The organism is Paenibacillus sp. FSL R7-0210 (assembly GCF_038009085.1).
Classification (GTDB): Bacteria; Bacillota; Bacilli; order Paenibacillales; family Paenibacillaceae; genus Paenibacillus_AQ; species Paenibacillus_AQ silagei.
Genome location: NZ_JBBPAR010000001.1, coordinates 3,438,959 through 3,464,355, shown reverse-complemented (window position 1 = coordinate 3,464,355; position 25,397 = coordinate 3,438,959). Strand labels below are relative to the sequence as shown.

Here is a 25,397-nt window from a genome sequence, read left to right as displayed (position 1 = left end):
GGTTAGGGGGGCGTTCGAAATGGGCGTCTCGTATGCCGCTTACCGTCAATCGCCTATTAGTCACCCACCCAACATCCGCCGATCACCAACTAATCACTCACTAATCACTTACTAATTAATCACCTATCGTCCGCCGATTGCACAAGACTGCACTACACGCGACCATGAGCACGTTATGAGGAAATAGTTGGATTTTCTCCACTTGCTGGTGAACAAATCTGCCTTCCGGGAACAGTAGTTGGACAAAAAACACTTAATCCATCACAATTCAACCAAAGTGGGTAAAAAAACAATATTAGATGCTGTTTTTCCACTTTCTTATCTGTAAACGCCGGAATCCGCTAAATTAAGATACCTTTTTCCATCTGCTTGCCGATGAGGGGGCTTGGTTGGCTGGATGTGAGTAGGCAGATTGCCGACGAGGGGCTTCATTATCTGGAGAAGTTGCTCTACATACTTAAGCGCGAAAAAGGCAGCCCCAAGCCATTTCCATGGCTCCGGGGCTGCCTCTTCTTTTACTTTTACAGCTTACGCAGTAACGCTCATTTGCTTACTTATTGGCAACCGCATCAGCGCGCATTTTAACGATTTTCTCTGCTCTTTCCTTGTCTACGGCGAACACATCGTTCCAGCCGAGCCCTTCGACATCGCTCTTCAGCTTGGTCCAGAGCTGGTCGAATTCGGCCTGGTCCTTGGCGAAGATCATTTTCCAGGAGGTGTTCTTGACATAATCCGAGATCTGGCTGCGTTTGTTCTTGACGTCAGAAGAATCGGAGCCAAGACTGGTATTGATATTCGGCACGATATCGATCATGTTGTTCTTCGTATAGTACTCGGTCGGAGTAGTGGCGTCATAGGTCTTCTGCCAATCTGTAGTCAGCGCAGTCTTGTTCGCTTCAATGGTGGAAGCCCAGTAGGTGCTGTTGTAGAATTCTTTGGTTTCCGGGTCGGTCACGAAATCACTCATAATCATTGAGTTGACTTTACTCTGGCCATCCTGGTAACCGCCGCCGCCGTATTCGGCAGGGACTGGGGTGTTTTCCTGGAATGCGGTCTGGCCGACTTCGGTCAGCTTGAATTTACCGTCCGGTGTCTTCTCATAGTTGAAGCCTTCGAAGCCGTTGGTGTAGTAACGCAGACCTTCCGGTGAAGACATCCAGTCCATCAGTTCCATAATTCTTTCCGGCTCTTTCGCCTTGGAGCCGATGGCGAACACTCTGCCGTTCCCGAAGTAAGCATCACTGTTCTGGATCAGGTGGGTATCGCCGATCGGAACGGCTACGTTGCCGTCGCCCTGGTTGCCGCGTTCAATCGTATTGTAGAACCCTCTCTGCCAGGAGTACCACAGAAGCAGAACTTGCTTGTTGGTCAGCTTCTCAGATACCTTGTTCCAGTCCTGGGAAGGAGAGTCGGGGTCAACGAGACCCATTTTGTTCGCGTCATAATAGAACTGCAGAATCTTCTTGTACATGCTGTTGTCGTCCACGATTGGCACGATGTCACCTTTGGCATTCAATTGAATCGTTGTCGTGCCGTTCGGCTGCTCATAGCCATACCAGTTGCTGAGCCAGCGGACATTCTCCATGCTTCCGCCATCCCAGTCCTTCCAGAGGGTGATCGGAACAATCGGCTTGCCGTCCGGAGTCTTCGGATATTTAGTCTGCATGTCCTTCAGGGCGGTCATCAGGTCGTTCAGATTATTCAGCTTCGGCGCGCCGATGCCCTTGTAATAATCCCAAGGCATAATCGGGCTGGAGTAAGGCAGCTCTTCCGAAAAGGTCGTTGGCGAAGTATCGGCGGTGAAGGCCGGGAGGGCATAGATTTTACCGTCCGGATTCTGCTTCTCGAAGGCCACATTGAACGGCTTGAAGTGATTGTCTACATATTGGGACAGATGCTCCGTGTTCTTAATCATGTCGGTTAGATCCATAATCATGCCTGCAGGAATCAGTTCCTCGAGCTGGCTGTTCTCAATAATCAGGAGGTCGCCGAGGTCGCCGGATGCCGAGCGGGTCTTGTACAGCTGGTCGCCCGCTACCTGCGGAGCCAGAATGTTCAGTGTGATATTGAACTTGTCTTTCAGCAGCTTGCCGTACCATCCCGTCTGCTCGCCTTGATAGTTAGCTGCGTTGTCGAATACTGTAATGGTTAGAGGTTTGCTGTGATCGATGCCTGTGCTTGTGCCCGGATCGGATGACTCAGTAGGTGTTCCGGGTTCGGCCGTCCCCGCAGCAGTTCCTCCATTGTTGGAATTACCGCTGCAACCACTTAACGCCGTTGTTACCAGCAGGATGGTCGTCCCTAGTAACAGCGCGGACTTTCTGCCCAGCTTAATGTGTGTTTTCATGTGTAGCCCCCCGAATGATTAATGTATCATAATGGCGCAGGTCCGTTAGCCTTTCACAGCGCCAATTATAATTCCTTTGACAAAAAATCTCTGGAAGATCGGATATACCAGCAGGATTGGTGCGACTACGATAATGGTAACTGTCATGCGGATGGAGGTTGAGGTCTGCTTGGTCGCCAGAGTAGCCATCGCCGTTGAGCCGGCATTCTGCAGGTTGACCATGGTGGACAAGGAGCTCGCCTGATTGATGTAGTTATACAGTATGAACTGTAAGCTGTAGAGCTTACTGTCCGTTACCAGCAGGAGCGTATCCTGGAAGGAGTTCCATTGGTTGACGGCCGAGAAGATGGCAACGGTTGCAAGGATCGGCTTGCTGATCGGCAGAATGACTTTGTAGAAAATCGTGAAGATTCCTGCACCGTCAATGCTGGCCGCCTGCTGAAGCTCCTTCGGTGTTGCCTCCACGAAGGTTTTGACCAGGATAATGAAGAAAGGAGCAACAACGGACGGAAGAATATAAGCCAGGAAGTTGTCCGTCAGATGCAGCGATCTCATAGTCAGATACCAAGGGATGATCCCGGCGTTGAAGAACATTGTGATGATGGTGAAGCGGTACCAGAATTTCTTGCCCCACATGTCCTCCTGGGCAAACATGAATCCGAGGAAGGCCGAAGCGCCGACTGTTAGCAGTGTACCGATCACAGTTCTGCCGAGGGAGATCATGAACGCATTGCCCAGACCCGGGATTTTGAACACATCGATATAATTCTGGAAATGAATGCCCTTAGGCCAGAAAATAATTTCGCCCTTGGCGCTCAGGTCGTTCGCGCTGATCGTGTTGATAATGATCGAGTAGAACGGATAAACGCAGATGAAGGCGAACAGTGAGAACAGGATATAAATAATAGTAGAGATGATTTTATCGGTAGCGCTGACCTGCATTTTTACCGTTTTTTTGGTGATGTCGATCTCCCGGGTGTTTGGCGTAAGACTGGTCTGGTTGTCACTCATACAATGCCCTCTCCTCTCAGCATTTTGGACAGCCCGTTCACCGAAAAGAGAAGCACCACGCTGATTACACTCTTCAGCATACTGATCGCAACGGAGACGGAGTAGCTGCCGCCGCCCATGGCGAGGTTATACACATATAGATCAAGAACCTGAATAGTGTCCTTGTTAAACGCATTTTGGAAGACGAAATATTGCTCCAATCCGTTATTCAGGAAGCTTGCAATCTGGAGCATCAGCAGGACGAAGTAGGTTGGCATCATGCTTGGCAATACGACATGGCGGATAACCTGCATCCGGGTAGCCCCGTCTACATAAGCCGCTTCATACAGCGATTCGTCGATGCCCATGATGGCTGCGATGTACAGAATGGCGGACCAGCCGAGTGTCTTCCAGGTAGCCCAAGCCCACATGGTCCACCAGACATGCTCCGAGCTCTGCAGGAACATTGTAGGTGAATCGGTCAGCCCGGTCATATGCAGGAAGCCGTTGACCATCCCCTCACTGGAGAACATGGAGAAGGCGAGGGAGTACACAAGCACCCAACTGATAAAGTTCGGCAGCGTGGTGACCGTCTGGATGAATTTGCGGAAACGTACCGCCTTGATCTCGGTCAGGAAGATGGCGAAGATCATCGGGAGCCAGGAAAAGAGGATGCCCAGTCCGCTGATGCCGAAGGTATTCCAGATGACCTGCATCAGCTGGTCGATCTTGACCTGATTCTCAACCAGGGAATGGAACCATTTGAAGCCGACGAACTCAGATTGGGACAACGGGATAGGCGGGGTGTAGTCAAAAAATGCATATACCCATCCATAGAGCGGATAGTAGGCAAAGACAGCGAGTAAAAGCATAAACGGAGAGATGTAAAGGAATTTCCGGAACGAATTGCTTCTCATGCTCTGGCTGCGCATTGTTTCACTCCTCATCATATTCTCTTTGTATGATTGCTTCCTGAAGCTAAGCCGGGGCAAGCAATCCCGGGCATCTTGTCTGTCTGTCATCCCCCTTCTTCAGTAAGCAACTTCCGCTTTTGATAACGCTTTCATGTATGAAACTATAATAAGTTATCGTTTATCTTCCTACAATGACCGATCCTCACCAATTATTGATCTATTGTCAGGTGAAGGAGATGCGGATGAGAAGGGAAAGTGTATGGGAGGGGCGAGTGAGAGAAGCAGGAGTCGGAGCCGAAACGGGAGTTTTTAGGAGTGGGAAGAAAGGAATGCGGGAGGCTAAGTGGAAATGTGAGAGTGATGAGGGGCATTAGTGCCCCTGATTTCATTAAATGGACGGGGAGGAGCGCTTCGATGGTCTGGCAGGCAGCGGGCGTACTTATTCAGAGCCTTGCTCCAGATTTCGTACAGGCCGCCCCCTCTGTTCCCCTCTGCCTCAGGCAATGACGAAGCATTGTTTGCGGTATTCATTGGCGCTGGTTCCCGTGTACTCTCTGAATTTCTTGTAGAACCAGTCGATTTCCGAATATCCGACAGCATCTGCAATCTCATAGATCTTCATGTCGGTCGTTTCCAGCAGCAGCTTGGCCTTCTCCATCCGCTGGCGCAGAAGGTATTCGTTGAAGGACATCTTCTCCTGCTGCTTGAATTTCTGTCCGAGATAGGCGCAATTGAAGTTCAGGGTGTCGGAGATCTGCTTGAGTGTAATATTATGATGGAGCTGCTCATCCACGCATTGCTTGATCGTACTGACGATCGGACACGGGGAGGACGGCTCTTTTTGAATGGTGAACTGAGCATAATCCCGCTCTACAGCAGCGGGTCTGCCAGCCTGAGCCAGCACCCGACTAACCGCCTCCAGACTTCCGCCCAGCTCAGCCGGGTCCACCGGGTCTGCTAAGTAATCGCTTACATTATAGAGTAAGGCTTGGCGCGCCAGCCCGAAATCTCCGCTGCCCCCGAGCAGAATAATCGGAACGGAGCTTCCCTGCCTGATCTGCTCACAGACTCTCATGCCCGGCGTATGGGCATCCCTGATATTCAGAAGAACTAGTGATATCCCCTCGCTGCGGATCAGCCGCAGAATATCGGATGAATAATCAGCATGCGCATGAATGATGAAATTCTTAAGTCTGCTCCCTGCCATATAAGAAGCGATCTCCCGCACTTGGGCGTTTCGCTCTACACATAAGATTCTGTACAACATGAAGACCCCGCTTTCAGAGAGAAGTTAAGCTTCCTTCATTCATTATGTGCAACAGAGCCGGGCGCTACAATGTGCAATTCTTGCACCAGGCTCCATTTGTTTACCTGATCGAAATCCGGTTGCCCGGTGGATAAGGACTTGCGGGCCGGACCTATAATTTGACAGGTGAACACCTGAAGTTAGACGGGTTGCTGCCTGAAAATGTAAGCGCTAAACTTTCGAGGTAAGTCATTCATACTTGGGGGGACAGATTATGCGGGCAAAAAAAGTAATGTCAGTATTCATTAGTATGTTGTTATTAGCTGCAACGACGGCATGTGGAGGAGCGGGGAACGGCGGGAACGCCGGCGGGGGAGCGTCAGCCCAGCCGGCGGCGGCTACGGAGGCTCCGGCAGCTGAAGCCACTGCAGAAGCTACACCGACTGCAGAGCCGAGCAATGCTACACCGGAAAAAGATTTCGATATGGGCGGCAGAACGATCAAGATCGTGTCCTGGTGGGATATGACGATTCCCGAGGACAATCCTGATAATATCCAGCGCTCGAAGAATCTGAAGGAATTGATGGCCAAGCATAATTTCAAGGTTGAATATGTAGCGCTGGACTTCGGTGAATACCAGAAGAAGGTTGTGGCTTCACTGGTCGCCGGTGAACCGCTTGGCGATATTGTCAGAATGGGCAAGGGCTATATGATTCCGGTGCTGACGAAGCAGGATATGTTCTGGCCGGTTGACGAGTACACCAAGAATGAGAATGCCTTCAATCAGCGTATGACTACAGAATTCTCGCAATATGAGGGCCGGGGCTATGGCTTCTCGGAGAATGCGGGCAACCTGATCAGTGGAGTATTCTATAACCGCACCCTGATGAAGAAGCTGGGCATGAAGCCGCTCCAGGAATATGTGAACGAGGATAACTGGAACTGGGAGACCTTCACCCAAGTCGCCAAAGAAGCGAACAAGGATACAGATAACAACGGAAAACTTGATGTTTGGGGCTTGGCCTCAGGCGGGTTCCTGGAAATGGCGCTGGCCTCCAACGAGACCGATCTGACCGTTGACGATAAACAGAATCTCGATGATCCCAAGCTGCTGGAGGTCTTTAAGTTCATCGCCAAGCTGGGTGCCGAGAAGGTAGCGCGGCCGACAGAAGGCGGGGACTGGCAGGAACCGGCGCAGTTCTTCCGTCAGGGGAACACGCTGATGTATGCAGGAGCAGATTATGAGGCGAACGGCTTCAAGACGGATATGAAGGATTATGATATCGGCTTTGTTCCTTTTCCAAAAGGACCTAATGCTACCGAATACCACAGTGTGGAATCCAATGTCCAGTTCCTGACCATCCCGAAGAAGGCCGAGAATCCGGATCAGCTGCTGTATATCTGGGAGAAGATCAACGATATCGAGTCCATCTACGATTATCCGAAGCAGGCTTCCCTGGAGAGCACGTATGACAACGAGGATGATATCAACAACGCGAAGCTGGTCGAAGGCGGCATGCTGCTCACGAACCATAATACCTTCTCAACCATGCCTTACTACGAGATGATTGACGAACTGAAGAAGGGAACCTCGGCATCTACTGTCATTCAGAAGTACAAGGCGAAGGTTCAGGCTTCTGTAGATGCAGTCTACAAAAAATAAACGGATATCCGCATGGAACAACAGTCCCCCGCGGACTGTTGTTCCCATTCTTGCAGCAATTATATAGCTGGAACTTGAAATATACACTTAGGGTGAAGTGGCGGAAGAGAGGTTTGAACTGTAGGAGCGATAGCGTTCGCCTTTAGGTTTGTATTTCTACTGCGAACAGCAGTTTAAATCAGGAAATACAAACCTAACAGCGGCCGAAAGTCAAACCTGCTCTGCAGTCACGACTAACCCTTTAAGTGGGATTTTTCTTGGTTCGATCTATATAAACTTATGATCCATCGCTTAAAGGGAGGAGTACGTTGAATATTCGAATCAGGAACATAGCGATTATATTGGTTGTTGTCCTGCTGGCCGGGACGATCTGGATATTTAATTCCTCGGGGCAGCCTGTGCATTCCGACTCTCCCGCAGTAGGCAAGTTCACGGCAGCCGCGCAGGATGCTGAAGAAGGCAGCTATGAAGCCTATCTGAAGCAACACGGGGATGCCCCGCGCCCTGACCGGGAGATCCGCATCGAAGGGGAGAGCTATTCCCCCGGCAGCGGAGATGTCTTTGAGGTGAAGCAGCAATTCGAGGGGCTTGATGGAGCAGCAGTCATTACCCAGGAATCGGGAACCATCTCCTGGGAGGTGCCGGTTCCGGAATCCGGTCTGTACAACATCCGGGTTCATTATTATCCGGTGGAAGGCAAAAGCTCGTCCATTGAACGTTCCTTATCCATCAACCGGGAGGTGCCGTTCAAGGGAGCGGATACCTTGCTCTTCGACCGGGTCTGGGGGAACCGTGAGGAGGTCATTAAGCAGGATGACCGCGGCAATGATCTGCGCCCCAGACAGGTGGAGCAGCCGGTGTGGCAGTCCACGGTCATTGCGGACAGTGAAGGCTTCTATGAGGAGCCGTATGCCTTCTATCTGGAGCAGGGAAACCAGACCCTGTCGCTGACCGCACTCCGTGAGCCGATGGCCATTGATTATATTGAGCTGTTCCAGGACCGGACAGTGCGCTCCTATGCAGAGGCTAAGCAGGAGTATGAGACTAAAGGCCTTCAGCCGGTACAAGAGCCTTATATCGAGGTCCAGGCCGAAGCGGCATCCGCCAAATCCTCGCCTACCTTATACCCGTTATCGGACCGATCCAGCCCGGCAGTGGTTCCTTATGCCGTCTCAAATTTAAGGATCAACACCATCGGCGGGGTGAACTGGAAGCTTCCGGGACAATGGATCGAATGGGAGATTGATGTCCCTGAAGAAGGTCTGTACCGGATAGCGCTCAAGGAGAAGCAGAATCAGCTCCGGGGCGTCTATGCCAACCGCAGCCTGACCATTGATGGTGAATATCCGTTCACCGAGATGAAGCAGATCCGCTTCAATTACTCTCCCGGCTGGCAGATGAATGTACTCGGCGGGGAAGAGCCTTATCTGTTCCATCTTACACAAGGGACGCACAAGCTGAGACTGACCGTGACCCTGGGCGATATCGCGCCGCTGGTCCGTACCGTCCAGTCCAGTGTCCTGACCTTGAATGAAATGTACCGCAATATTCTGGCGATTACCTCGAATAACCCGGATAAGTTCCGCGACTATCAGCTGGAGAAGCGGATACCGGAGATGACCAAGGTATTCCGGGAGCAGGCGGAGATTATCCGCGGTGTCGGCGAATATCTGGAGCAGGCCACCGGGGAACGCAGCGACAAGGTATCCGTGCTGTACTCGATGGTCACCCAGCTGGAGGATATGGCGAAGCATCCGGACACGGTAGCCAAACGGCTGGTCTCCTTCAAGACGAATGTCGGCGGACTGGGGACCTGGATTCTTAGCGTGCGGGAACAGCCGCTGACACTGGATTCACTGGTGGTCTCGGCGCCGGATAAGCCGCTTCCGTCTGCGCAGGCGACCTTCTTCCAGAAGCTGAAGCATGAGCTGAGAGCGTATGGCGCCTCGTATACCGAAGACTATGACAGTATCGGTAACGTGACGAAGAACCAGAAGGCGATTACGGTCTGGATTTCGACCGGCCGGGATCAGGCTCAAGTGATGAAGAGCATGATTGACGATACCTTCACGCCGGATTCGGGCATCTCCGTGGCACTGCGGCTGGTGCCTCCGAACATTCTGCTGCCGGCAACCCTGGCGGGCGAAGGGCCGGACGTAGCCATGCAGATCGGCGAGGATCTTCCAGTGAACTATGCGATGCGCAAAGCATCGGCCGATCTGTCCCAGTTCGCCGATTTCAAAGAAGTGGCTGACCGCTTCCGCGACAGCGCCCTTACGCCTTATAAGTACAATGGAAGCGTCTACGGGCTGCCTGAGCAGCAGATCTTCCCGATGCTCTTTTACCGGAAGGATATTCTGCAGGAGCTTGGTCTGGAGCCCCCTACTACGTGGGAGGAAGTCTACAATGTCGTCTCTGTGCTGCAGAGACATAATCTGGAGTTCTATCTTCCCCTGGAGGATACACTGAACAACGCGACGCTGGTGCCCAATGCGGCCTTCACCATGCTGCTCTACCAGAACGGCGGGCAGCTCTACACGGACGACCAGAAGCGAAGCGCGCTGAACTCGGAGACCTCCATGAGTGAATTTAACAAGTGGACCCAGTTCTATACCAATTACAAGTTCCCGGTGAAGGTGGACTTTCCGAACCGTTTCCGTACAGGCGAGATCCCAATCGGGATTGCCGATTACACCATCTATAACAGCCTGACAGTAATGGCGCCGGAAATCCGCAATTTGTGGGAATTCACGGTGGTGCCGGGAACGAAGCAGGCGGACGGCACGGTGGACCATAGCGTAGCCAGCCATACAACCGGTGTCATGCTGCTGGAGAATGCCAAGGACAAGGATTCGTCCTGGGAATTCATGAAGTGGTGGACAGACAAGGACACCCAGGTCCAGTACGGCCGGGAAATGGAAGGGCTGATGGGAGCGGCGGCACGTTATCCGACCGCGAACATTGAAGCGCTGGAGGAGCTGCCGTGGCCGGTGAAGGATTACAAGGAATTGGAGAGCCAGTGGCAATGGGTGAAGGGTAACCCTCAGGTTCCCGGCGGGTACTTCACAGGCCGGCATCTGGACAATGCGTTCCGCAAGGTGGTCAACGGGAATGTGAATCCGCGTGAAGCCCTGTCGGATTATCTGATCTACATTAACGATGAAATTCAGATCAAACGGAAGGAATTCAAACTTCCGTATTAGGTTGGAGGCTGTAAGCTGATGGTACAAATACAGAATACCACTGAACCAGCCTTGCCAGGGCTGGCTGGCGGTCCGGTCAAGGAATCCCGCCTGGCGCAATTATGGAGAGATATCAAGAAGAGCAAGCATTATTATTTCATGATGAGTCCCTATATGATCATCTTCTTCCTGTTCACGGTGATCCCGGTGGTCGTCTCCTTCGGGCTTAGCTTCTTCTACTTCAATATGCTGGAGACGCCGAGATTCATCGGCTGGGAGAACTATTCCAGGCTGCTGCTGGGCGATGATGTGTTCATGATCGCGCTGAAGAACACCTTTCTGTTCGCTGTGATCACAGGCCCGTTAAGCTATATTGCATGCTTCCTGTTCGCCTGGCTGATCAATGAGCTGTCGCCCTTTGTCCGGTCACTGATGACGCTGGTCTTCTATGCGCCATCCATCTCGGGCAATGTGTTCTTCATCTGGCTGATCGTCTTCTCGGGGGACAGCTATGGTTACCTCAACGGCTTCCTGATGAAGATCGGGGTGCTGCTGGAGCCGATTATATGGCTGCAGAATGAGAAGTACATTCTCCCCATTATCATTATTGTGCAGCTCTGGCTGAGTCTTGGCACAAGCTTCCTGGCGTTCATCGCCGGACTTCAGACCGTGGACCAGACGCTGTTCGAGGCCGGAGCGATGGACGGAATCAGGAACCGCTGGCAGGAGCTGTGGTTCATTACCCTGCCGTCCATGCGCCCGCAGCTGATGTTCGGCGCGGTCATGCAGATTACCGCCTCCTTCGCGGTGGCCGAAGTCTCTATTGCGCTGGCGGGCTTCCCGAGTGTCAACTATGCGGGACATACGGTGGTCACGCATCTGATGGATTACGGGACACTGCGCTTTGAGATGGGCTATGCCTCTGCGATTGCCACTATTCTCTTCGCAATTATGCTCGGAACCAACATGATGACCCAGAAGCTGCTTCGAAAGGTGGGTGAATGACCCTGTATTCAAGAGTGATAGGGGCCCTTCGCCCTCAAAAAAGACTGAACCGTTCCTTTGCTGTCAGCTTTATGCTCTTCGGCCTGCTGCTGGGCTTCGGCGCGTTCATGGTTCTTCCGCTGATCTATACGGTGAACAATGCCTTCAAGCCGCTGGATGAGCTGTTCATCTTCCCGCCGAGATTCCTGGTGCGGAACCCGACGCTGGAGAACTTCACCGATCTAATGGTGATCATGGGCAATTCCTGGGTGCCGTTCACCAGATACATTGCGAATACTCTGCTGATCACCCTGGTAGGGACCGCAGGACATATCCTGCTGGCGTCGGCAGCGGCGTATCCGCTGGCCAAGTTTAAATTCCCGGGCTCCAGCATTCTGTTCAAGATTGTAGTGCTGTCCCTGATGTTCTCGCCGCATGTTACGGCAATACCGAACTATCTGGTCATGTCGCAGCTGGGGTGGATTAATACCCAGGCGGCGATTATCGTACCGTCACTGGCCTTTTCACTAGGTTTGTTCCTGATGAAGCAGTTCATGGAGCAGATCCCGGATGCACTGATTGAGGCGGCCAAAATCGACGGTGCGAACGAGTACCGCGTGTTCTGGCAAATCGTAATGCCGAATGTGAAGCCGGCCTGGCTGACGCTGATGATCCTGCAATTTCCGGCGCTGTGGGGCACAGACGGAGGAAGCTTCATCTACAGTGAGAACCTGAAGACACTTCACTACGCGCTCAGCCAGGTCATCCAGGGCGGGATTGCGCGTGCCGGGGTCGGAGCGGCCGTCGCTCTGCTGCTGATGACCGTGCCGATTCTGTTGTTCATTATTTCACAGAGCAGTGTCATCCAGACGATGGCCACATCCGGTATGAAAGAGTAGAGAGGAGGAACGGTGACAATGGTCGCAAGGATAAAGAAACTGAGAACCGGTCTGCTGGCCTTGTGCTGCCTGGTCAGTCTGGGGCTTGGCGGAGAGCTAGCCCTGGCAGAGAGCGCAGCCCCTTCCTACAATTATTCATACTGGGGGAATGCGGTGGCGGCTCCGTCCGCCTACCAGGCTACTACGCTCATCACGGGTGCCAGCTCCGGTGCGGGCCCATTCAACAATCCGCAGGATATTCAGGTTACGGCGGATAAGCAGATCTATGTTCTGGATAGCGGCAATAACCGGTTTGTGATTCTGGATCAGGACTATAAGTCCGTCAAGACGGTAGATGCATTCCAGTTCAAGGGGAAGGCGGAGAAGTTCAACAATCCGCAGGGCATCTATGTGACGCAGCAGAAGGAGATTTATGTTGCGGATACGGGCAATAAGCGTATCGTCCATCTCGACAGCGACTTCAAGGCCGTGGGGATCATTGAAGCCCCGAAGTCCGAGCTATTGCAGGCGAACTTTGAATTTCAGCCTGTCCGTGTAGCCGTAGACAAAGCGGACCGCATCTATGTGATGTCGGCCGGCGTCTTCGACGGATTCATGGAATTCGGGGCGGATGGTGTGTTCAAATCGTTCATTGGCGCGAACCGGGTGCATGTCGATGCGGTGGAGTATTTCTGGAAATCGATCTCCACCAAGGCGCAGCGTGAGCAGATGGTGATGTATACGCCTACCGAATTCACCAATCTGGATATTAATGATGAAGGCTTTCTGTACGCTACCAACGGTGACGATTACGGGGACCCGATCAAGAAGCTGAACGCGCAGGGGGCGGATATTCTGCGGAGAGAGGGCTATTACAAGCCCAGCGGTGATCTGCTCTACTCCACGCGCTCAGGGGGTGCCCCGCGGCTCGTGGATATTGATGTGAGCGACAGTGAAATATACGCGGTGCTGGATGCCAGCCGGGGCCGGGTGTTCACGTACAACGGGGACGGCTATCTGCTGTACATTTTCGGCGGAATTGGTAACCGTCTGGGTGAATTCAACACCCCGGTTGCCATTGAGCACAGCGGTGACGATATTCTGGTGCTGGATCAGGCGCTGGGTGAAATCACGGTATTCCAGACCACAGAGTATGGAAGAACGCTGAACAGTGCTGTGCGCAGCTACTATAACGGTGATGAGGAGATGGCTTCCCAGGAGTTCAGCAAGGTCGTCAACTTGAATGCGAATATGGAGTATGCCTATGCGGGTATAGGCAAGGCGTATCTGCGGCAAGGCGAGTACAAGGAGTCGGCGGAGTATTTCGAGCGCAGCATGGACCGGACCAACTATTCCAAAGCGTTCCTGCTCTACCGTAAGGAAGTGCTTCGCGGACATTTCTCCACCATTATGACGGCTCTGATCGCGCTGGTAGCCCTATGGCTGGGCCTGAGAATGTACCGGAAAATGAAGGCCAGAAAGAAGGTGGAGCTCCATTGAACAGAGAAGCGCTGCAACATCCGCTGTATGTGATGGTTCATCCGTTCAACGGATACTGGGACCTCAAATATGAACGCAGTCAAAAAACCAGTCTGATCATCTCCTTCGGCATTCTGTTTATGCTGATTCTGACGAATGTTCTGGGCAATCAATACAGCGGGTTCCTGGTCAATATGAATAATCCCCGGTATCTGAACAGCCTGCTGGAAGCGGTCTATGTACTGGTTCCTGTTCTGTTCTGGTGTGTGGCGAACTGGTCGCTGACTACGCTGATGGACGGGGAGGGGAAGTTCACGGAGATTTTTATTACCACCTGCTTCGCCCTGGTTCCGATTGTCCTGATTAATTTTCCATGGATCTGGATCAGCAATTTCATCTCGGCCCAGGAGAGCTCTTTTTATTACTTTTTCAAAAACTTTGCCATTCTCTGGTCGGGACTGCTGCTGTATGTGGGCATTATGACCGTTCATCAGTTCTCTCCGTCCAAAACGATCGGGACGATTCTGCTGACGCTGCTCGCTATGGCCTTCATGGCTTTCCTGACCCTGCTGTTCTTCAGTCTGGTTCAGCAGATGATTGCATTCGTCTCGACCATATACCAAGAAATTGTCTTGAGGAGATAGGAGGAGGACCGGGAATGAGGAAGCCGTTAATCATGCTGCTCTCGATTCTCTTCAGTATGAGTGTGCTGGCCGGCTGTTCGGCGTCAAGCTCAGGCAGCCAGGCCAGCGGGCATGAACCGAATCTTGAAGTGTCCTTTACGGAAGGGAGCGCGCTGAAATCTGCCTTCACCGATAGTGGGGTGAGCGGCATGACAGGGGTGCTCGAGAACGCGCAGCTCCGGCTGTTCATGGATGAAGCTACCGGAGGAATCGCCGTCAAGAATCTGTCGGACGGGACGGTCTGGTACAGCAACCCGCTGGACCGTGAAGCGGATGCCAAGGCCAGCGGGGATAATAAAGACCTGCTGTCCGCACAGCTCAAGCTGGATTTCTATAACAACCTGGGTCAAGTCAGCTCTGTCAATTCATATACGGACAGCGTGGCCCATAAGCAAATGAAGATGGAACTGACGCCGGAGGGCGTCAAGGTCTTCTACCAGTTCGGAACGACCGCCGCAACAGCGGAGGATCTGCCGATGAAGATGGGCAAGGAGCGGTTCGAGGAGAAGATCATGAGCAAGATGGATAAGACCGGGCAGCGGACGATGAAAATTGCCTACACCTTCGATGAGGAGAACGGGGTATATACGCGAAACGATGAGGCGCTGAAGGGGCTTCAGCTGGAGCGGACCCTGAAGGGCTTCGAGAAGGCGGGGTACACAGAGGAAGATCTGCAGCAGGACATCGCCGAGAACAAACTCAGCCAGACCAAGCCTGCGCCGCGTATTTTTCAGCTCGCCATTGAATACGCCCTGGACGGGGATCAGCTGGTCGTCAAGGTTCCGGCAGCGGATATCCGCTATCCTGCGGATTATCCGGTGAATGACATCTCCCTGCTGAGCTTCCTGGGTGCCGGAGGGAGCAAGGATTCGGGTTCCATCCTGGTGCCGGACGGCTCAGGAGCGCTGATTCATTTCAATAACGGAAAGATCCGTTATCCCGCATATAAGCAGGCGGTATATGGTGTGGACGGGACGATGGAGACCACAGATGCCTATGCGCAGCAGCAGGAGGTCAAGCTGCCGGTGTTCGGCTTGATCCGGGAGGAAGGCGCCATGCTGGGCATTATTGAACAAGGTGCGTCCTTGGCTACCATCAACGCGGATACCAGCGGCAGATTGAATGGATACAACTATGTGTATCCGAGCTTCACCCTGATTGCCAAGGGAGATCTTACCCTGACGTCAAGCGATCAGAACCGCACCCTGCCGAAATTCCAGCAGGAGCCGCCTAAGACAGATTATGTCGTCCGTTACGCGTTCCTGAGCGGAGCAGAGGCCTCTTATCCGGGCATGGCGCGTTATTACCAGAGCTATCTGGCGGAGCATGGCGGACTGCCTGAGGCGCAGCCGGCAGCTTCCGCAGAAGCTCCTGTGAATACGCCGTTCTATCTGGAGCTGGTGGGCGGAATCACGAAGACCAAGCATGTCCTGGGTATTCCGTATCAATCGCTGGAGGCGTTGACGACCTTCGAAGAGGCCCAGAGCATTTTGGAGCAGATGAAGCAGCGCGGCATTGATCATATCAAGCTGAAATATGCCGGCTGGTTCAACCGGGGCCTCGATCACAAGGTTCCGGACCGGCTGTCTGTGGATCAGGCGATCGGCGGCAGCAAGGGACTGAACCGGCTGGCTGCATACGCTAAGGAGCAAGATATTCAGCTCTTCCCTGACATCGCTCTGCTCCGGGCGAACCAGACCTCAGGCTTCCGTATTAATCAGAAGGCTTCCCGGATGCTCAGTGAGATTCCGGCAGCCGTCTATCCGTACAATATGGCTTTGAACCGGCGGGACCGTTCCTTCACGCCTGCCTACATTATTTCGCCAAGCAGGATCGGCGGATATGTCGATGCCACGCTGAAGGAGATTGCGCCGTTTCAGACCGGGGGCATCTCACTCAGGGATATGGCCGATCAATTGAACAGCGATTTCCGTAAAAATCAAGAAATCGACCGGTCTGCGTCCGAGCAGATATCGGTCCAATCGCTGGAGAAGATCACCGGACAGTCCCTGCGCATTCTCGCGGACGGCGGGAATGCTTACGCCCTCCCGTATCTCTCTGACATTACGGATGCTCCGGTGTCCAGCAGCCGGTTCAAGCTGGAGGATGAGGAGATTCCGTTCTATCCGATGGTGGTGCGGGGATATGTGAATTACACCGGCAAGCCTTTTAACCTGTCCACGTTCACGAATCCAAGGCAGTATATCCTGAAGAGTCTGGAGTACGGCTCCGGTATCTATTATGAATGGATGTATGCGCCTAATTACAAGGTGAAGGATACCGACTTCGATAACCTGTATGCGGTCAATTACGAGCAGTGGATCAACCAGGCAGCCGATATGTACACTGAAGTGAACGGAGTGATGAAGAACGTTCAGAATCAGCGGCTGACGGGTCATGAGAAGCTGGCAGACGGTGTCTATAAAAGCACTTACGGTAACGGGATGTCTGTCATCGTCAACTACAATAAGACCGCAGTCCTTGCCGAAGGCCGGACGGTTGAAGCCGAAAGCTATATTACGGGTGGTGAGCAATCTTGAAATCCATACTTAGACTGGACCGCAGATCCTACAAAGAGCAAAAGGCATTAATGGGCTTCTTCTATGTGCTGCCCTGGCTGCTGGGGTTCATCTTCTTCTTCCTGATTCCGTTGTTGTCTTCGCTGCGCTACAGCTTAAGCTCGGTGCAGGCTAATTCCGACGGACTGATTGTTCATTTCAGCGGCTTCCAGAATTATGCCGAAGCACTGACGGTGAATACCGAATTCAACCGCTCGCTGGCCGATGCCATTATGAATATGGTCATCAATGTGCCGCTGATCGTCATCTTCAGCCTGTTCCTGGCGGTGCTGCTGAATCAGAAGTTCATCGGCAGATCGCTGGCCCGTTCGATTTTCTTCCTTCCCGTTATTCTGGCCTCCGGGGTCATCCTGAGCCTGGAGAGCACCAGCCTGATTCAGGCGGTCAACGATCAGAATGCCGGAGCGGGAGCGATTCAGGGACTGGGCACCTTCGAGCTGGAGGGGCTGATGCTGGATGCGGGCTTAAGCGAATGGGTAGTGAACTATCTGACCAGCGCCGTGAGCCGCATCTATAGTATTGTGAGCCAGTCCGGCGTACAGATTCTGATTTTCCTGGCAGGTATCCAGACCATCTCGCCGCAGCTGTATGAGGCGTCCAAGATGGAAGGGGCAACCGGCTATGAGGCCTTCTGGAAAATCACTTTTCCCATGGTCAGCCCGCTCATTCTGGTGAATTCCATCTATACGATTATCGATTCCTTCTCGAATAACGCCATGACTGACCTGATCCGGGAGACCGGCTTCACCCAGTTCAACTTCGGTCTAAGCTCTGCGATGGCCTGGCTGTATTTCGCCGCAGTGGCCTTAATTCTGGCCGTCAGCAGCTATCTGATCTCGAAGAAGGTCTTCTACTATGATTAAAGGGAGGATGGGACTAATGCATGCGACCCGCTTACTGTCGCTCGAACGCTGGAAGAAATGGATATGGTCCTTCGTGCGGCTGACGCTCATTGCAGGCCTGTCGTTCGTGATCCTCTATCCGGTACTCCAGAAGATATCCACGGCCTTCAAGGCCAAGAGCGATCTGTATTCACCGATTGTCGTCTGGCTTCCCGAGAATTACACGCTCGACAATTTCGTCAAAGCGATTGGAATAATGGATTACTGGCAGGCCTTGCTGAATACCTTCACCCTGTCGGCGTTGACTACAATCTTGACCGCCATCTCCTGCGCGCTTGCAGGGTATGGCTTCGCCCGGCTGAAGTTCAAAGGGAGCCAGCTGCTGTTCGCCGGGGTCATATTGACGATCCTGGTTCCGCCGATCACGATTCTGATTCCGGTCTACCTGAATTTGAAGGATTTCAGCCTGATGGGGCTGATTCCGCTCTTAACGGGCGGCAAATCGGTGAATCTGCTCAACACCTACTGGCCGTTTATTCTAACCTCTGCTACGGCGAATTCGCTGAAGGCGGGGCTGTACATTTTCATCTTCCGGCAGTTCTTCCGGGGGATTCCCAAAGAGGTGGAGGAAGCGGCTTATATCGACGGGGCCGGGGTAGGCAAGACCTTCTACCGGATCATGCTGCCTAACGCGATACCGTCCATTGTTACGGTACTGCTCTTCTCGTTTGTGTGGCAATGGAACGACAGCTTCTTCACCACGACTTATCTGACATCCAGCAAGGTGATGGCGACCCAGCTCGGCTCGCTGCCGTATAATCTGGCGATTCTGCTGGAGGACGGCGCCAATTCCAAGGCTGATCCGTTCTACCTCAGCATGGTCCAGGATACAGGGATTCTGCTGGCGATTCTGCCGCTGATCATTATCTACCTGTTCGTGCAGCGGTATTTCGTGGAGAGTATTGAGCGTACCGGGATTGTGGGATAACCGTAGAAGGAGGATGACTGTGCACCAAAAGAACAGAACAAGCACTCCGGCCAGACTGGCCCGGAGTATAGTCTTCGCAGCCGCGCTTCTATGGTTATCCGGCTGCTCCGCTCCTGGCGGGGATGCGGCTCCTGCTGCATCCCCGCCAGGGAATGTAGCGTCATCCCCGGCGGCCTCGCCCGCCGGGACTCCGTCCGCTGCCCCTACAGCTTCGCCTGAAGCTGCGGCAGAAGCTTCGGTGCAGCAGGAGGCTCCGCCGCTGGCGGCAGCCTATGCGGATTACTTTCCTATAGGAGCTGCAGTGGAACCGGACCAATTGGAGGGTCCCGCAGCCGAGCTGCTGAAGCGGCATGTGAACTGGCTCGTGGCCGAGAATGCCATGAAGCCGGATGCAATTGCACCGGCTGAGGGCACCTTCACCTGGGAACGGGCCGACCGGATCGTCGCCTTCGCGAAGGCGAACGGCATGGGGCTGCGCTTCCACACCCTGGTGTGGCACAGCCAGACACCGGAATGGTTCTTCCGGGACGAAGCCGGTCAGGCAATGGCGGATGAGACCGATGCAGCAGGGCGCGAAGCGAACAAGAAGCTGCTGCTGAAGCGGCTAGACAGCTACATTACCGCTGTTGTCAGCCGTTACAAGGACGACATCTCCTCCTGGGATGTAGTGAATGAGGTGATTGAGCCTGGAGACCCGGATGGCATGCGGGCCAGCGACTGGTATAAGATTACCGGCACCGAATTCATCGAGACAGCCTTCCGGGCGGCCCGCAAGGCTGGAGGGCCGGAGCTTAAGCTGTATATTAATGATTACGGCACAGATAATCCCGAGAAGCGGGACCGGCTCTACGAGCTGGTGAAGGACATGCTGGCGAAGGGGGTGCCGATTGACGGGGTTGGCCACCAGACCCATATTAATCTGGACTATCCTTCGGTGGAGAGTATTATCGAGTCCATGGAGAAGTTCCATGCCCTCGGCCTTGATAATCAGATCACCGAGCTGGATATGAGCCTGTATGTCTATAACGATCTCAGCGATGTCGGCCCTGTAGTTCCTGAGGATCTCCTGCAGCGGCAGGCTGCGCGGTACGGCGAGCTATTCGCTGCTCTAAGAGACAGGAAGGAGCTGTTAAGCGGGGTCATGTTCTGGGGCATTGCGGATGATCATACCTGGCTGAGCACGTTCCCGACCGAGCGGACCGAGGCGCCGATGCTGTTCGACAGGCAGCATCAGCCCAAACCGGCCTTCCAGGCGGTCACAGATTTTTAAAAATATAAGAATTTATATGTTGCATACAAAGCCGTTTCCACTTGATTGGTAAAGAACGGGTAAGCCAAACAAGAAATGCACCTTACAATTTCATTATTTTTGCCGGGATAATATAATATTCCGGTAATAAATAATCTTGCAAAGTGAGGTTGCAACTGGTGCCCAAAACAATCAAGAATACAATGGCCTGGACTGTCGCTGCATGCATGGCCGTACAACTGTTAACCGCTTGTGAGAGAAGCAATAACCTTGCGGAGCGTTCTCCGGTTCCTGAGGGACAGCCGGGGAGCGCTTCGTTATATGAAGAGCCGGGTCTAAGCAAATATGATCCGCCCATCCAACTGTCGTTCGTACGTGAGAACAACGATGCGCTGGAAGAAATACTGAAGGAATTGCCGGGAGAGTCGCTGGAGCATAACCGCTGGACCGAGCTGTATGAAGAGGTGCTCGGCATTAGGGTCACCTATGATTGGACGGAGTGGAGCTCCATCTACTCCCGCAAGCTGGGGGTATCTCTGGCCTCCGGGGATATCCCTGATATTGTGCGGGTGAATGCTTCGCAGCTCAGGGTGCTGAGCAATGCAGGGCTGATCCAGGACCTGAGCGAAGTCTATGACCAGTATGCAACCCCGTTAACCCGCAAGGTGCTGAGCGAGGAAGGAACGGGCCCGTTCGAGACGGTTACCCTTGACGGCAAGCTTATGGCGATCCCGGAGACCAATTCGTCCATTGAGGGCGCGATGTTCCTGTGGATTCGCACGGACTGGCTGGAGCGTCTCGGCCTGCAGCCCCCGCAGACGATGGCAGAGGTGCTGGCTATTTCGAAAGCGTTTACGCAGCAAGATCCTGACGGTAACGGCAAGCATGATACCTATGGCCTTGCGGTCACCAAATATCTGTGGGACCCGGTCATGGGACTTACCGGGTTCATGGCCGGTTATGGTGCGTATCCCGGAATCTGGATTAAGGACAAGACCGGCAAGCTGGTCTATGGAGGGATCCAGCCGGAGGTCAAGCATGCCCTGCAGGTGCTTCAGGAATTGTACCGGACAGGACAGATTGACAGGGAATTCGCCTTCAAGGACGGGGTCAAGGCCAGCGACTGGATTGAGCATGAGCAGGTTGGAATGATGTATGGGGAGCAGTGGGGCTCCTTCCTCGTGCAGTCCAGCCGTGAGCATAATCCGCAGGCTGAGTGGCAAGCCTTCCCGCTGGTCTCGGAGTCGGGGGCCGCGCCGAAGGTGCCGCTTCCGTTCAGCACCAACCAGTTCCTGGCGGTCAAGCAAGGCGTCCAGCATCCGGAGGCGCTGATTAAGCTGATTAACCTGCATCTGGAGAAGAATTGGGGGGCAACGAGTGAGGTGGAGCGGTACTATAACGCTCCGCAGGCAGTGTGGAAGCTGTCGCCGGTGACGCCGTTTCCGGTGCAGAAGAACCTGGAGGCCTTCCGGGAGCTGGAGACCTTCCGGCGCACCGGCGATGCCTCCGTGCTTCAGGATGAAGCGAAGACCATCCAGAAGCGGATTGCTGCTTACGAGGCAGGAGGTGCGGACAGCGAGACAGGCTGGGGCTGGGAGCGGACGTACGGGCCTTCGGGTGCTTTTTCCATTCTGGACGGGTATGAACGTAAATCTCAGCTGCTCTATGAGAGCTTCGTCGGCGCACCTACAGAGACGATGATCGAGAAGCAGAATATTCTAAATAATCTTCAGATTGATGCCTTTCTTGATATCATTCAGGGCAGACCGCTCAGCGGGTTCGATAATTTCGTGGCACAGTGGAACAAGCTGGGCGGCGAGCAGATTACGGCTGAGGTCAACGACTGGTACGCAGAGAAGGGCGGGAGCAGCAAATGACCGGACCTGAGCAGACGAGTGGAGGCGGTACACATGCTTAAGTTTCCTGCGGTGTCGATGCGCCACACGATTTTTATCCGGATGGTTGTCACTTATCTTGCTATTATTCTGCCGATTCTGCTGCTGGGACTCTACCTCTACAACTGGAGCTACAGGAATGCAAGCCAGGACCTGTCCAGAGCGACCCTGTCGCAGTTAACCTATTATCTGGAGGACCTGAACCGCGAGGTGGAGTGGATGGAGATCCAGCAGTATGATCTTGCCCAGGATACCGAGCTGAACAAGATTGCCGTGACCTGGAATTACATGGACGATGTTCAAAAGCGGGAGAGCCTGAACTACATCACGCAGCGGCTCACCTCTCTGAAGAACAGCAGCGCCTACATCGGCGATGTGTTCGTTCATATCCGTACCATTAATAAAACGCTGTCCGCGATGAACGGCATCGATGATTTTGACAGCAGCAAGTTCAATTTCTTCCGGTCCGTCGATCTCAGAAAAGAAGGCCGGCTGATCAACTGGAACAACTTCCTGGAGCTAAGCGTTACCCAATCCAGCGGCAGGAGGAATGAGCCTCCGCTCTTCATCGTACAGATTGAGCTGGACAACGAGAAGCTGAAGGATTCGCTCCGGGCGATTAGCGCCTACGAGGAGAGCGGCTCGCTGCTGGTCTCGCGGCTGACGGATTATGCACTCGGTACAGAGAACAGCTCCCCGGAGCTGATTGAGAGCTATCACCAGGCGATCGATGAGGGGAATCTGTACAACTGGGAGCTGGACGGAATCCGGTATCATATTGACAGTTTCACCTCGGACAAGCTGGGGATGGCTGTGGCCACCTATTTGCCTGAGAAGGCGGTCAAGCGGCCGCTGACCAAGTTCGTGGTCTGGGCATGGCTGTTCGCGGCGGCGTCCTTCCTGGCGGTGCTGATCTATTCCTACGCGACCTATAAGTTCGTCCAGAAGCCGCTGCTTGTGCTGATCCGCAGCTTCAAACGGATGGAGAGCGGCTCGCTGGATATTCAGATTGACCATGGCCGCAAGGATGAATTCGGCTATCTGTATCTCCGGTTCAACCAGATGCTCAGCCGGCTGCGGATGCTGATTGACCAGGATTACACCCAGAAGCTGATGATGCAGCGGGCGGAGCTGAAGCAGCTCCAGTCACAGATCAATCCGCATTTCCTCTATAACAGTTTCTTCATTCTCAGCGCCCTGGCGAAGCAGGGGGACAGCTCCCGGATTGAGGAATTCTCCGGCATGCTGGGCGAATATTTCCGGTTCATCACCCGTAACGGAGAGGATAATGTCCGGCTTGCGGAGGAGACGCGCCATTCCCGGATGTATACGGAGATCCAGAAGATGCGCTTCTCCAGGCGCATTCAGGTTCAGTTCGATGAGCTGCCGGAAGACATGGAGGAGCTGCGGGTTCCGCGTCTGATTCTCCAGCCGATTATCGAGAATGCCTATGAGCATTGTCTGGAGAAGCAGGCGGAGGATGGGGAGCTGCGGGTTTCTTTTGAACAGGAGGAACGGGAGATTCGCATTATTGTTGAGGATAATGGAAGCGGGCTGACCGATGAACGGATCGAGACTCTGAGAAGGCGGCTGAATCAGAACGGCGGAACGCATGAAGTCACCGGCATGAGCAATATCCACCGGCGTATCCAATTAATCTACGGGGAAGGCAGCGGCCTGTTCCTGGACAGAAGCATGTTAAACGGCCTCCGGGTCGAGATCCGGATTAGGCTGACGGGAGGTGAAGGTCTTGTACAGACTATTGATCGTTGATGATGAAGAGATAATAACAGACGGCTTATACGAGGCGTTCAACCAGCTGCTTCCGGACAAGCTTGATGTCTACAAGGTCTATTCGGCCAAAGCGGCCCTGGAGTGGCTCTCGCGCACCCGGATCGATATTGTGCTGACCGATATCCGCATGCCCGGCATGAGCGGGCTGGAGATGTCTGAGCAAATCCGGGAGTTTTGGCCGCGGTCACGGATTGTTTTTCTGACCGGCTATAGTGAATTCGATTATGCCTATAGTGCGCTGCAGCTTCCCGGGGCCCGTTATCTGCTGAAGACCGAGGGCTTCGACAAGATTATTGAGACGGTGCAGGAGGTGCTGCAGGAGATTGAGCAGGGCAACATGCTGAGCGAGCTGCTGGAGCAGTCCAGGGAGCAGCGCGATTCCATGGAGACGGCGGCGCAGGGCGATTATCTCCGCCATCTGCTTCAGGACAGCCAGGCCTTGTGTAAGGATACGGATGCGTTACGTGCAGACTTCAGCAAGCTGGGTATCAGCCTTAATGCGGATACCCCGGTCATGCTCGTTCTTGGACGGCTTACCTACCCGGAGGGCATCTCTTACATGGACCGGCGTGAGCTTCTGACCTCTTCCCGGCTGATCTGGAATTCCCATCTGGCGGAGATGACCCGGCATGCCTGGGTGCTTGACAGGCACGGGGATCTCCTGTGGCTGCTGCAGCCTCTGCATAATGCCGGGGCTGCCTTCGGCGTGAATTTCGCGCGGTATCTGGAGGGGACGCTGGAGATGATCCAGGAATCCTGCCGGCAGACGCTGGGCCTGCCGGTTGCTTTTACGGTCAGCGGCTCGGCCTGTGCCTGGACAGAGACCGGCCGCCATTACGAGCGGCTTCACCGGCTGCAGCAGATGAAGATCGGGGACGGCATCTCCATGGTGCAGATTGACCGCAGCGGTCCGCCGGAGTCTGACGCAGTCCGTGAGACTGGGGTCCGGCTCCAACAGCGGGTGGAGAATCTTGCGGCCCATCTGGATGCCGGACGGCGGGAGCGGTTCGCTGAGACGCTGGAGGAGATCCGGGAAGGCATTCATTCGGGCGTCTCCGTGGAAGAAGCCGCCGAGCTGTATTATACAGTTGCCCTTGTGCTGCTGTCCCATATGAACCGCTCGGAGCTCTACGGCCTTGTCAATGAATATGGCAAGCTGATGCGGCTGGACGAGCATTCTTCCCTGGGGGAGGGCATCTATTATTTGGAGAGGCTGGCCTCCGATCTCTTCGAGCAGAGAAGCACAGCCGAGAAGGAACGCTCCTCGGAGGTTATTGAACGGATCTGCGATTATATCCACAGCCATTTGGGCGAAGACCTGTCTCTGGTGCGGCTGGCTGAGCTGCATTATTTCAATCCGTCGTACCTGTCCCGCTTCTTCAAGCAGGAGCAGGGTATTAACCTGTCTGAGTACATTGATCAATGCCGGGCTGTCAAGGCGAAGGAGCTGCTGGGAAATGAAACGCTCAAAATCCGCGATGTGGCGCTGTATGTCGGTTATGAGGCCCACCATTCCTTCACCCGGTTCTTCAAAAAAATGACGGGAATGACCCCCCAGGAATACAGGGAGTCTCTGCATGTAAATTTATAATCTGAGTCTATCAACTATAATTTGTAAGTCTATCAACTATAATCACACAGGTTTCAGCCCGTCTCCCCGCAGAGTACAATTCAGATGTATTCG

Annotated in this window: 17 protein-coding genes; 13 read left to right on the top strand and 4 right to left on the bottom strand. The window is 53.7% G+C overall.

All coding sequences use genetic code 11. The annotated features are described in order from the left end of the window. Positions 1–550: 550 nt before the first annotated feature. The 4 genes from MKY64_RS15060 to MKY64_RS15045 form a co-directional block, all read right to left on the bottom strand. Positions 551–2,347: a hypothetical protein gene (locus tag MKY64_RS15060; protein ID WP_051477980.1), complete on the bottom strand. Its 1,797-nt coding sequence runs from the start codon at positions 2,345–2,347 to the stop codon at positions 551–553. A 45-nt stretch (positions 2,348–2,392) separates the two neighbouring features. Further along, complete coding sequence (locus MKY64_RS15055) at positions 2,393–3,358, bottom strand: carbohydrate ABC transporter permease (RefSeq protein WP_081751123.1); 966 nt, start codon at positions 3,356–3,358, stop codon at positions 2,393–2,395. Further along, complete coding sequence (locus tag MKY64_RS15050; RefSeq protein ID WP_036724924.1) at positions 3,355–4,269, bottom strand: ABC transporter permease subunit; 915 nt, start codon at positions 4,267–4,269, stop codon at positions 3,355–3,357. The genes MKY64_RS15055 and MKY64_RS15050 overlap by 4 nt, the downstream gene beginning before the upstream one ends. A gap of 478 nt (positions 4,270–4,747) precedes the next feature. Then, the gene (locus MKY64_RS15045; protein WP_445165072.1) at positions 4,748–5,458 is read right to left on the bottom strand and encodes a helix-turn-helix domain-containing protein; all 711 of its coding nucleotides are present in this window, start codon (positions 5,456–5,458) and stop codon (positions 4,748–4,750) included. Between the two features lie 313 nt (positions 5,459–5,771). On the opposite strand from MKY64_RS15045, the gene MKY64_RS15040 reads away from it, so the two are divergent. The 13 genes from MKY64_RS15040 (at position 5,772) to MKY64_RS14980 (ending at position 25,304) form a co-directional block, all read left to right on the top strand. Then, positions 5,772–7,160 carry an ABC transporter substrate-binding protein gene (locus MKY64_RS15040; RefSeq protein WP_339313687.1) on the top strand — a complete coding sequence of 463 codons (1,389 nt, stop codon included), beginning with the start codon at positions 5,772–5,774 and terminating at the stop codon, positions 7,158–7,160. A gap of 308 nt (positions 7,161–7,468) precedes the next feature. Beyond that, positions 7,469–10,363, top strand: coding sequence for an extracellular solute-binding protein (locus tag MKY64_RS15035; protein WP_340953927.1), 2,895 nt, complete (start codon positions 7,469–7,471; stop codon positions 10,361–10,363). Between the two features lie 18 nt (positions 10,364–10,381). Beyond that, positions 10,382–11,347 (top strand): carbohydrate ABC transporter permease, encoded by a 966-nt coding sequence (locus tag MKY64_RS15030; protein WP_076073655.1) that lies wholly within the window; start codon positions 10,382–10,384, stop codon positions 11,345–11,347. Next, positions 11,344–12,225: a carbohydrate ABC transporter permease gene (locus tag MKY64_RS15025; protein WP_036724919.1), complete on the top strand. Its 882-nt coding sequence runs from the start codon at positions 11,344–11,346 to the stop codon at positions 12,223–12,225. The genes MKY64_RS15030 and MKY64_RS15025 overlap by 4 nt, the downstream gene beginning before the upstream one ends. 18 nt (positions 12,226–12,243) lie before the next feature. After that, positions 12,244–13,704, top strand: a complete 1,461-nt coding sequence (locus tag MKY64_RS15020; RefSeq protein WP_340953925.1) for a hypothetical protein — start codon at positions 12,244–12,246, stop codon at positions 13,702–13,704. Further along, a complete protein-coding gene (locus MKY64_RS15015; RefSeq protein WP_036724916.1) occupies positions 13,701–14,327 on the top strand; it encodes a YIP1 family protein in 627 nt (208 codons plus the stop codon). The genes MKY64_RS15020 and MKY64_RS15015 overlap by 4 nt, the downstream gene beginning before the upstream one ends. A 14-nt stretch (positions 14,328–14,341) precedes the next feature. Further along, positions 14,342–16,906: a DUF5696 domain-containing protein gene (locus MKY64_RS15010; RefSeq protein ID WP_340953923.1), complete on the top strand. Its 2,565-nt coding sequence runs from the start codon at positions 14,342–14,344 to the stop codon at positions 16,904–16,906. Beyond that, a complete protein-coding gene (locus MKY64_RS15005; protein WP_245368347.1) occupies positions 16,903–17,808 on the top strand; it encodes a carbohydrate ABC transporter permease in 906 nt (301 codons plus the stop codon). The genes MKY64_RS15010 and MKY64_RS15005 overlap by 4 nt, the downstream gene beginning before the upstream one ends. Positions 17,809–17,824: 16 nt before the next feature. Next, positions 17,825–18,775, top strand: a complete 951-nt coding sequence (locus MKY64_RS15000) for a carbohydrate ABC transporter permease (RefSeq protein WP_036724912.1) — start codon at positions 17,825–17,827, stop codon at positions 18,773–18,775. A gap of 13 nt (positions 18,776–18,788) precedes the next feature. Beyond that, a complete protein-coding gene (locus MKY64_RS14995; RefSeq protein ID WP_445671701.1) occupies positions 18,789–20,045 on the top strand; it encodes an endo-1,4-beta-xylanase in 1,257 nt (418 codons plus the stop codon). Positions 20,046–20,227: 182 nt separating this feature from the next. After that, on the top strand, positions 20,228–21,901 hold the full coding sequence (locus MKY64_RS14990) for an extracellular solute-binding protein (protein ID WP_340958083.1): 1,674 nt from the start codon (positions 20,228–20,230) through the stop codon (positions 21,899–21,901). A 33-nt stretch (positions 21,902–21,934) separates the two neighbouring features. Continuing rightward, on the top strand, positions 21,935–23,692 hold the full coding sequence (locus tag MKY64_RS14985; RefSeq protein WP_339255597.1) for a sensor histidine kinase: 1,758 nt from the start codon (positions 21,935–21,937) through the stop codon (positions 23,690–23,692). Continuing rightward, complete coding sequence (locus tag MKY64_RS14980; protein WP_340953913.1) at positions 23,670–25,304, top strand: response regulator; 1,635 nt, start codon at positions 23,670–23,672, stop codon at positions 25,302–25,304. The genes MKY64_RS14985 and MKY64_RS14980 overlap by 23 nt, the downstream gene beginning before the upstream one ends. The last annotated feature ends 93 nt before the right edge of the window (positions 25,305–25,397 follow it).

What these genes read in the sequence shown, in the direction of transcription:
- MKY64_RS15060 (WP_051477980.1), bottom strand. Translation starts at nt 2,347, where the DNA reads ATGAAAACACACATTAAGCTGGGCAGAAAGTCCGCGCTGTTACTAGGG.
- MKY64_RS15045 (WP_445165072.1), bottom strand. Translation starts at nt 5,458, where the DNA reads ATGGCAGGGAGCAGACTTAAGAATTTCATCATTCATGCGCATGCTGAT.
- MKY64_RS15010 (WP_340953923.1), top strand. Translation starts at nt 14,342, where the DNA reads ATGAGGAAGCCGTTAATCATGCTGCTCTCGATTCTCTTCAGTATGAGT.
- MKY64_RS14995 (WP_445671701.1), top strand. Translation starts at nt 18,789, where the DNA reads ATGACTGTGCACCAAAAGAACAGAACAAGCACTCCGGCCAGACTGGCC.
- MKY64_RS15050 (WP_036724924.1), bottom strand. Translation starts at nt 4,269, where the DNA reads ATGCGCAGCCAGAGCATGAGAAGCAATTCGTTCCGGAAATTCCTTTAC.
- MKY64_RS15040 (WP_339313687.1), top strand. Translation starts at nt 5,772, where the DNA reads ATGCGGGCAAAAAAAGTAATGTCAGTATTCATTAGTATGTTGTTATTA.
- MKY64_RS15025 (WP_036724919.1), top strand. Translation starts at nt 11,344, where the DNA reads ATGACCCTGTATTCAAGAGTGATAGGGGCCCTTCGCCCTCAAAAAAGA.
- MKY64_RS14990 (WP_340958083.1), top strand. Translation starts at nt 20,228, where the DNA reads ATGGCCTGGACTGTCGCTGCATGCATGGCCGTACAACTGTTAACCGCT.
- MKY64_RS15000 (WP_036724912.1), top strand. Translation starts at nt 17,825, where the DNA reads ATGCATGCGACCCGCTTACTGTCGCTCGAACGCTGGAAGAAATGGATA.
- MKY64_RS15030 (WP_076073655.1), top strand. Translation starts at nt 10,382, where the DNA reads ATGGTACAAATACAGAATACCACTGAACCAGCCTTGCCAGGGCTGGCT.
- MKY64_RS15020 (WP_340953925.1), top strand. Translation starts at nt 12,244, where the DNA reads ATGGTCGCAAGGATAAAGAAACTGAGAACCGGTCTGCTGGCCTTGTGC.
- MKY64_RS15055 (WP_081751123.1), bottom strand. Translation starts at nt 3,358, where the DNA reads ATGAGTGACAACCAGACCAGTCTTACGCCAAACACCCGGGAGATCGAC.
- MKY64_RS14985 (WP_339255597.1), top strand. Translation starts at nt 21,935, where the DNA reads ATGCTTAAGTTTCCTGCGGTGTCGATGCGCCACACGATTTTTATCCGG.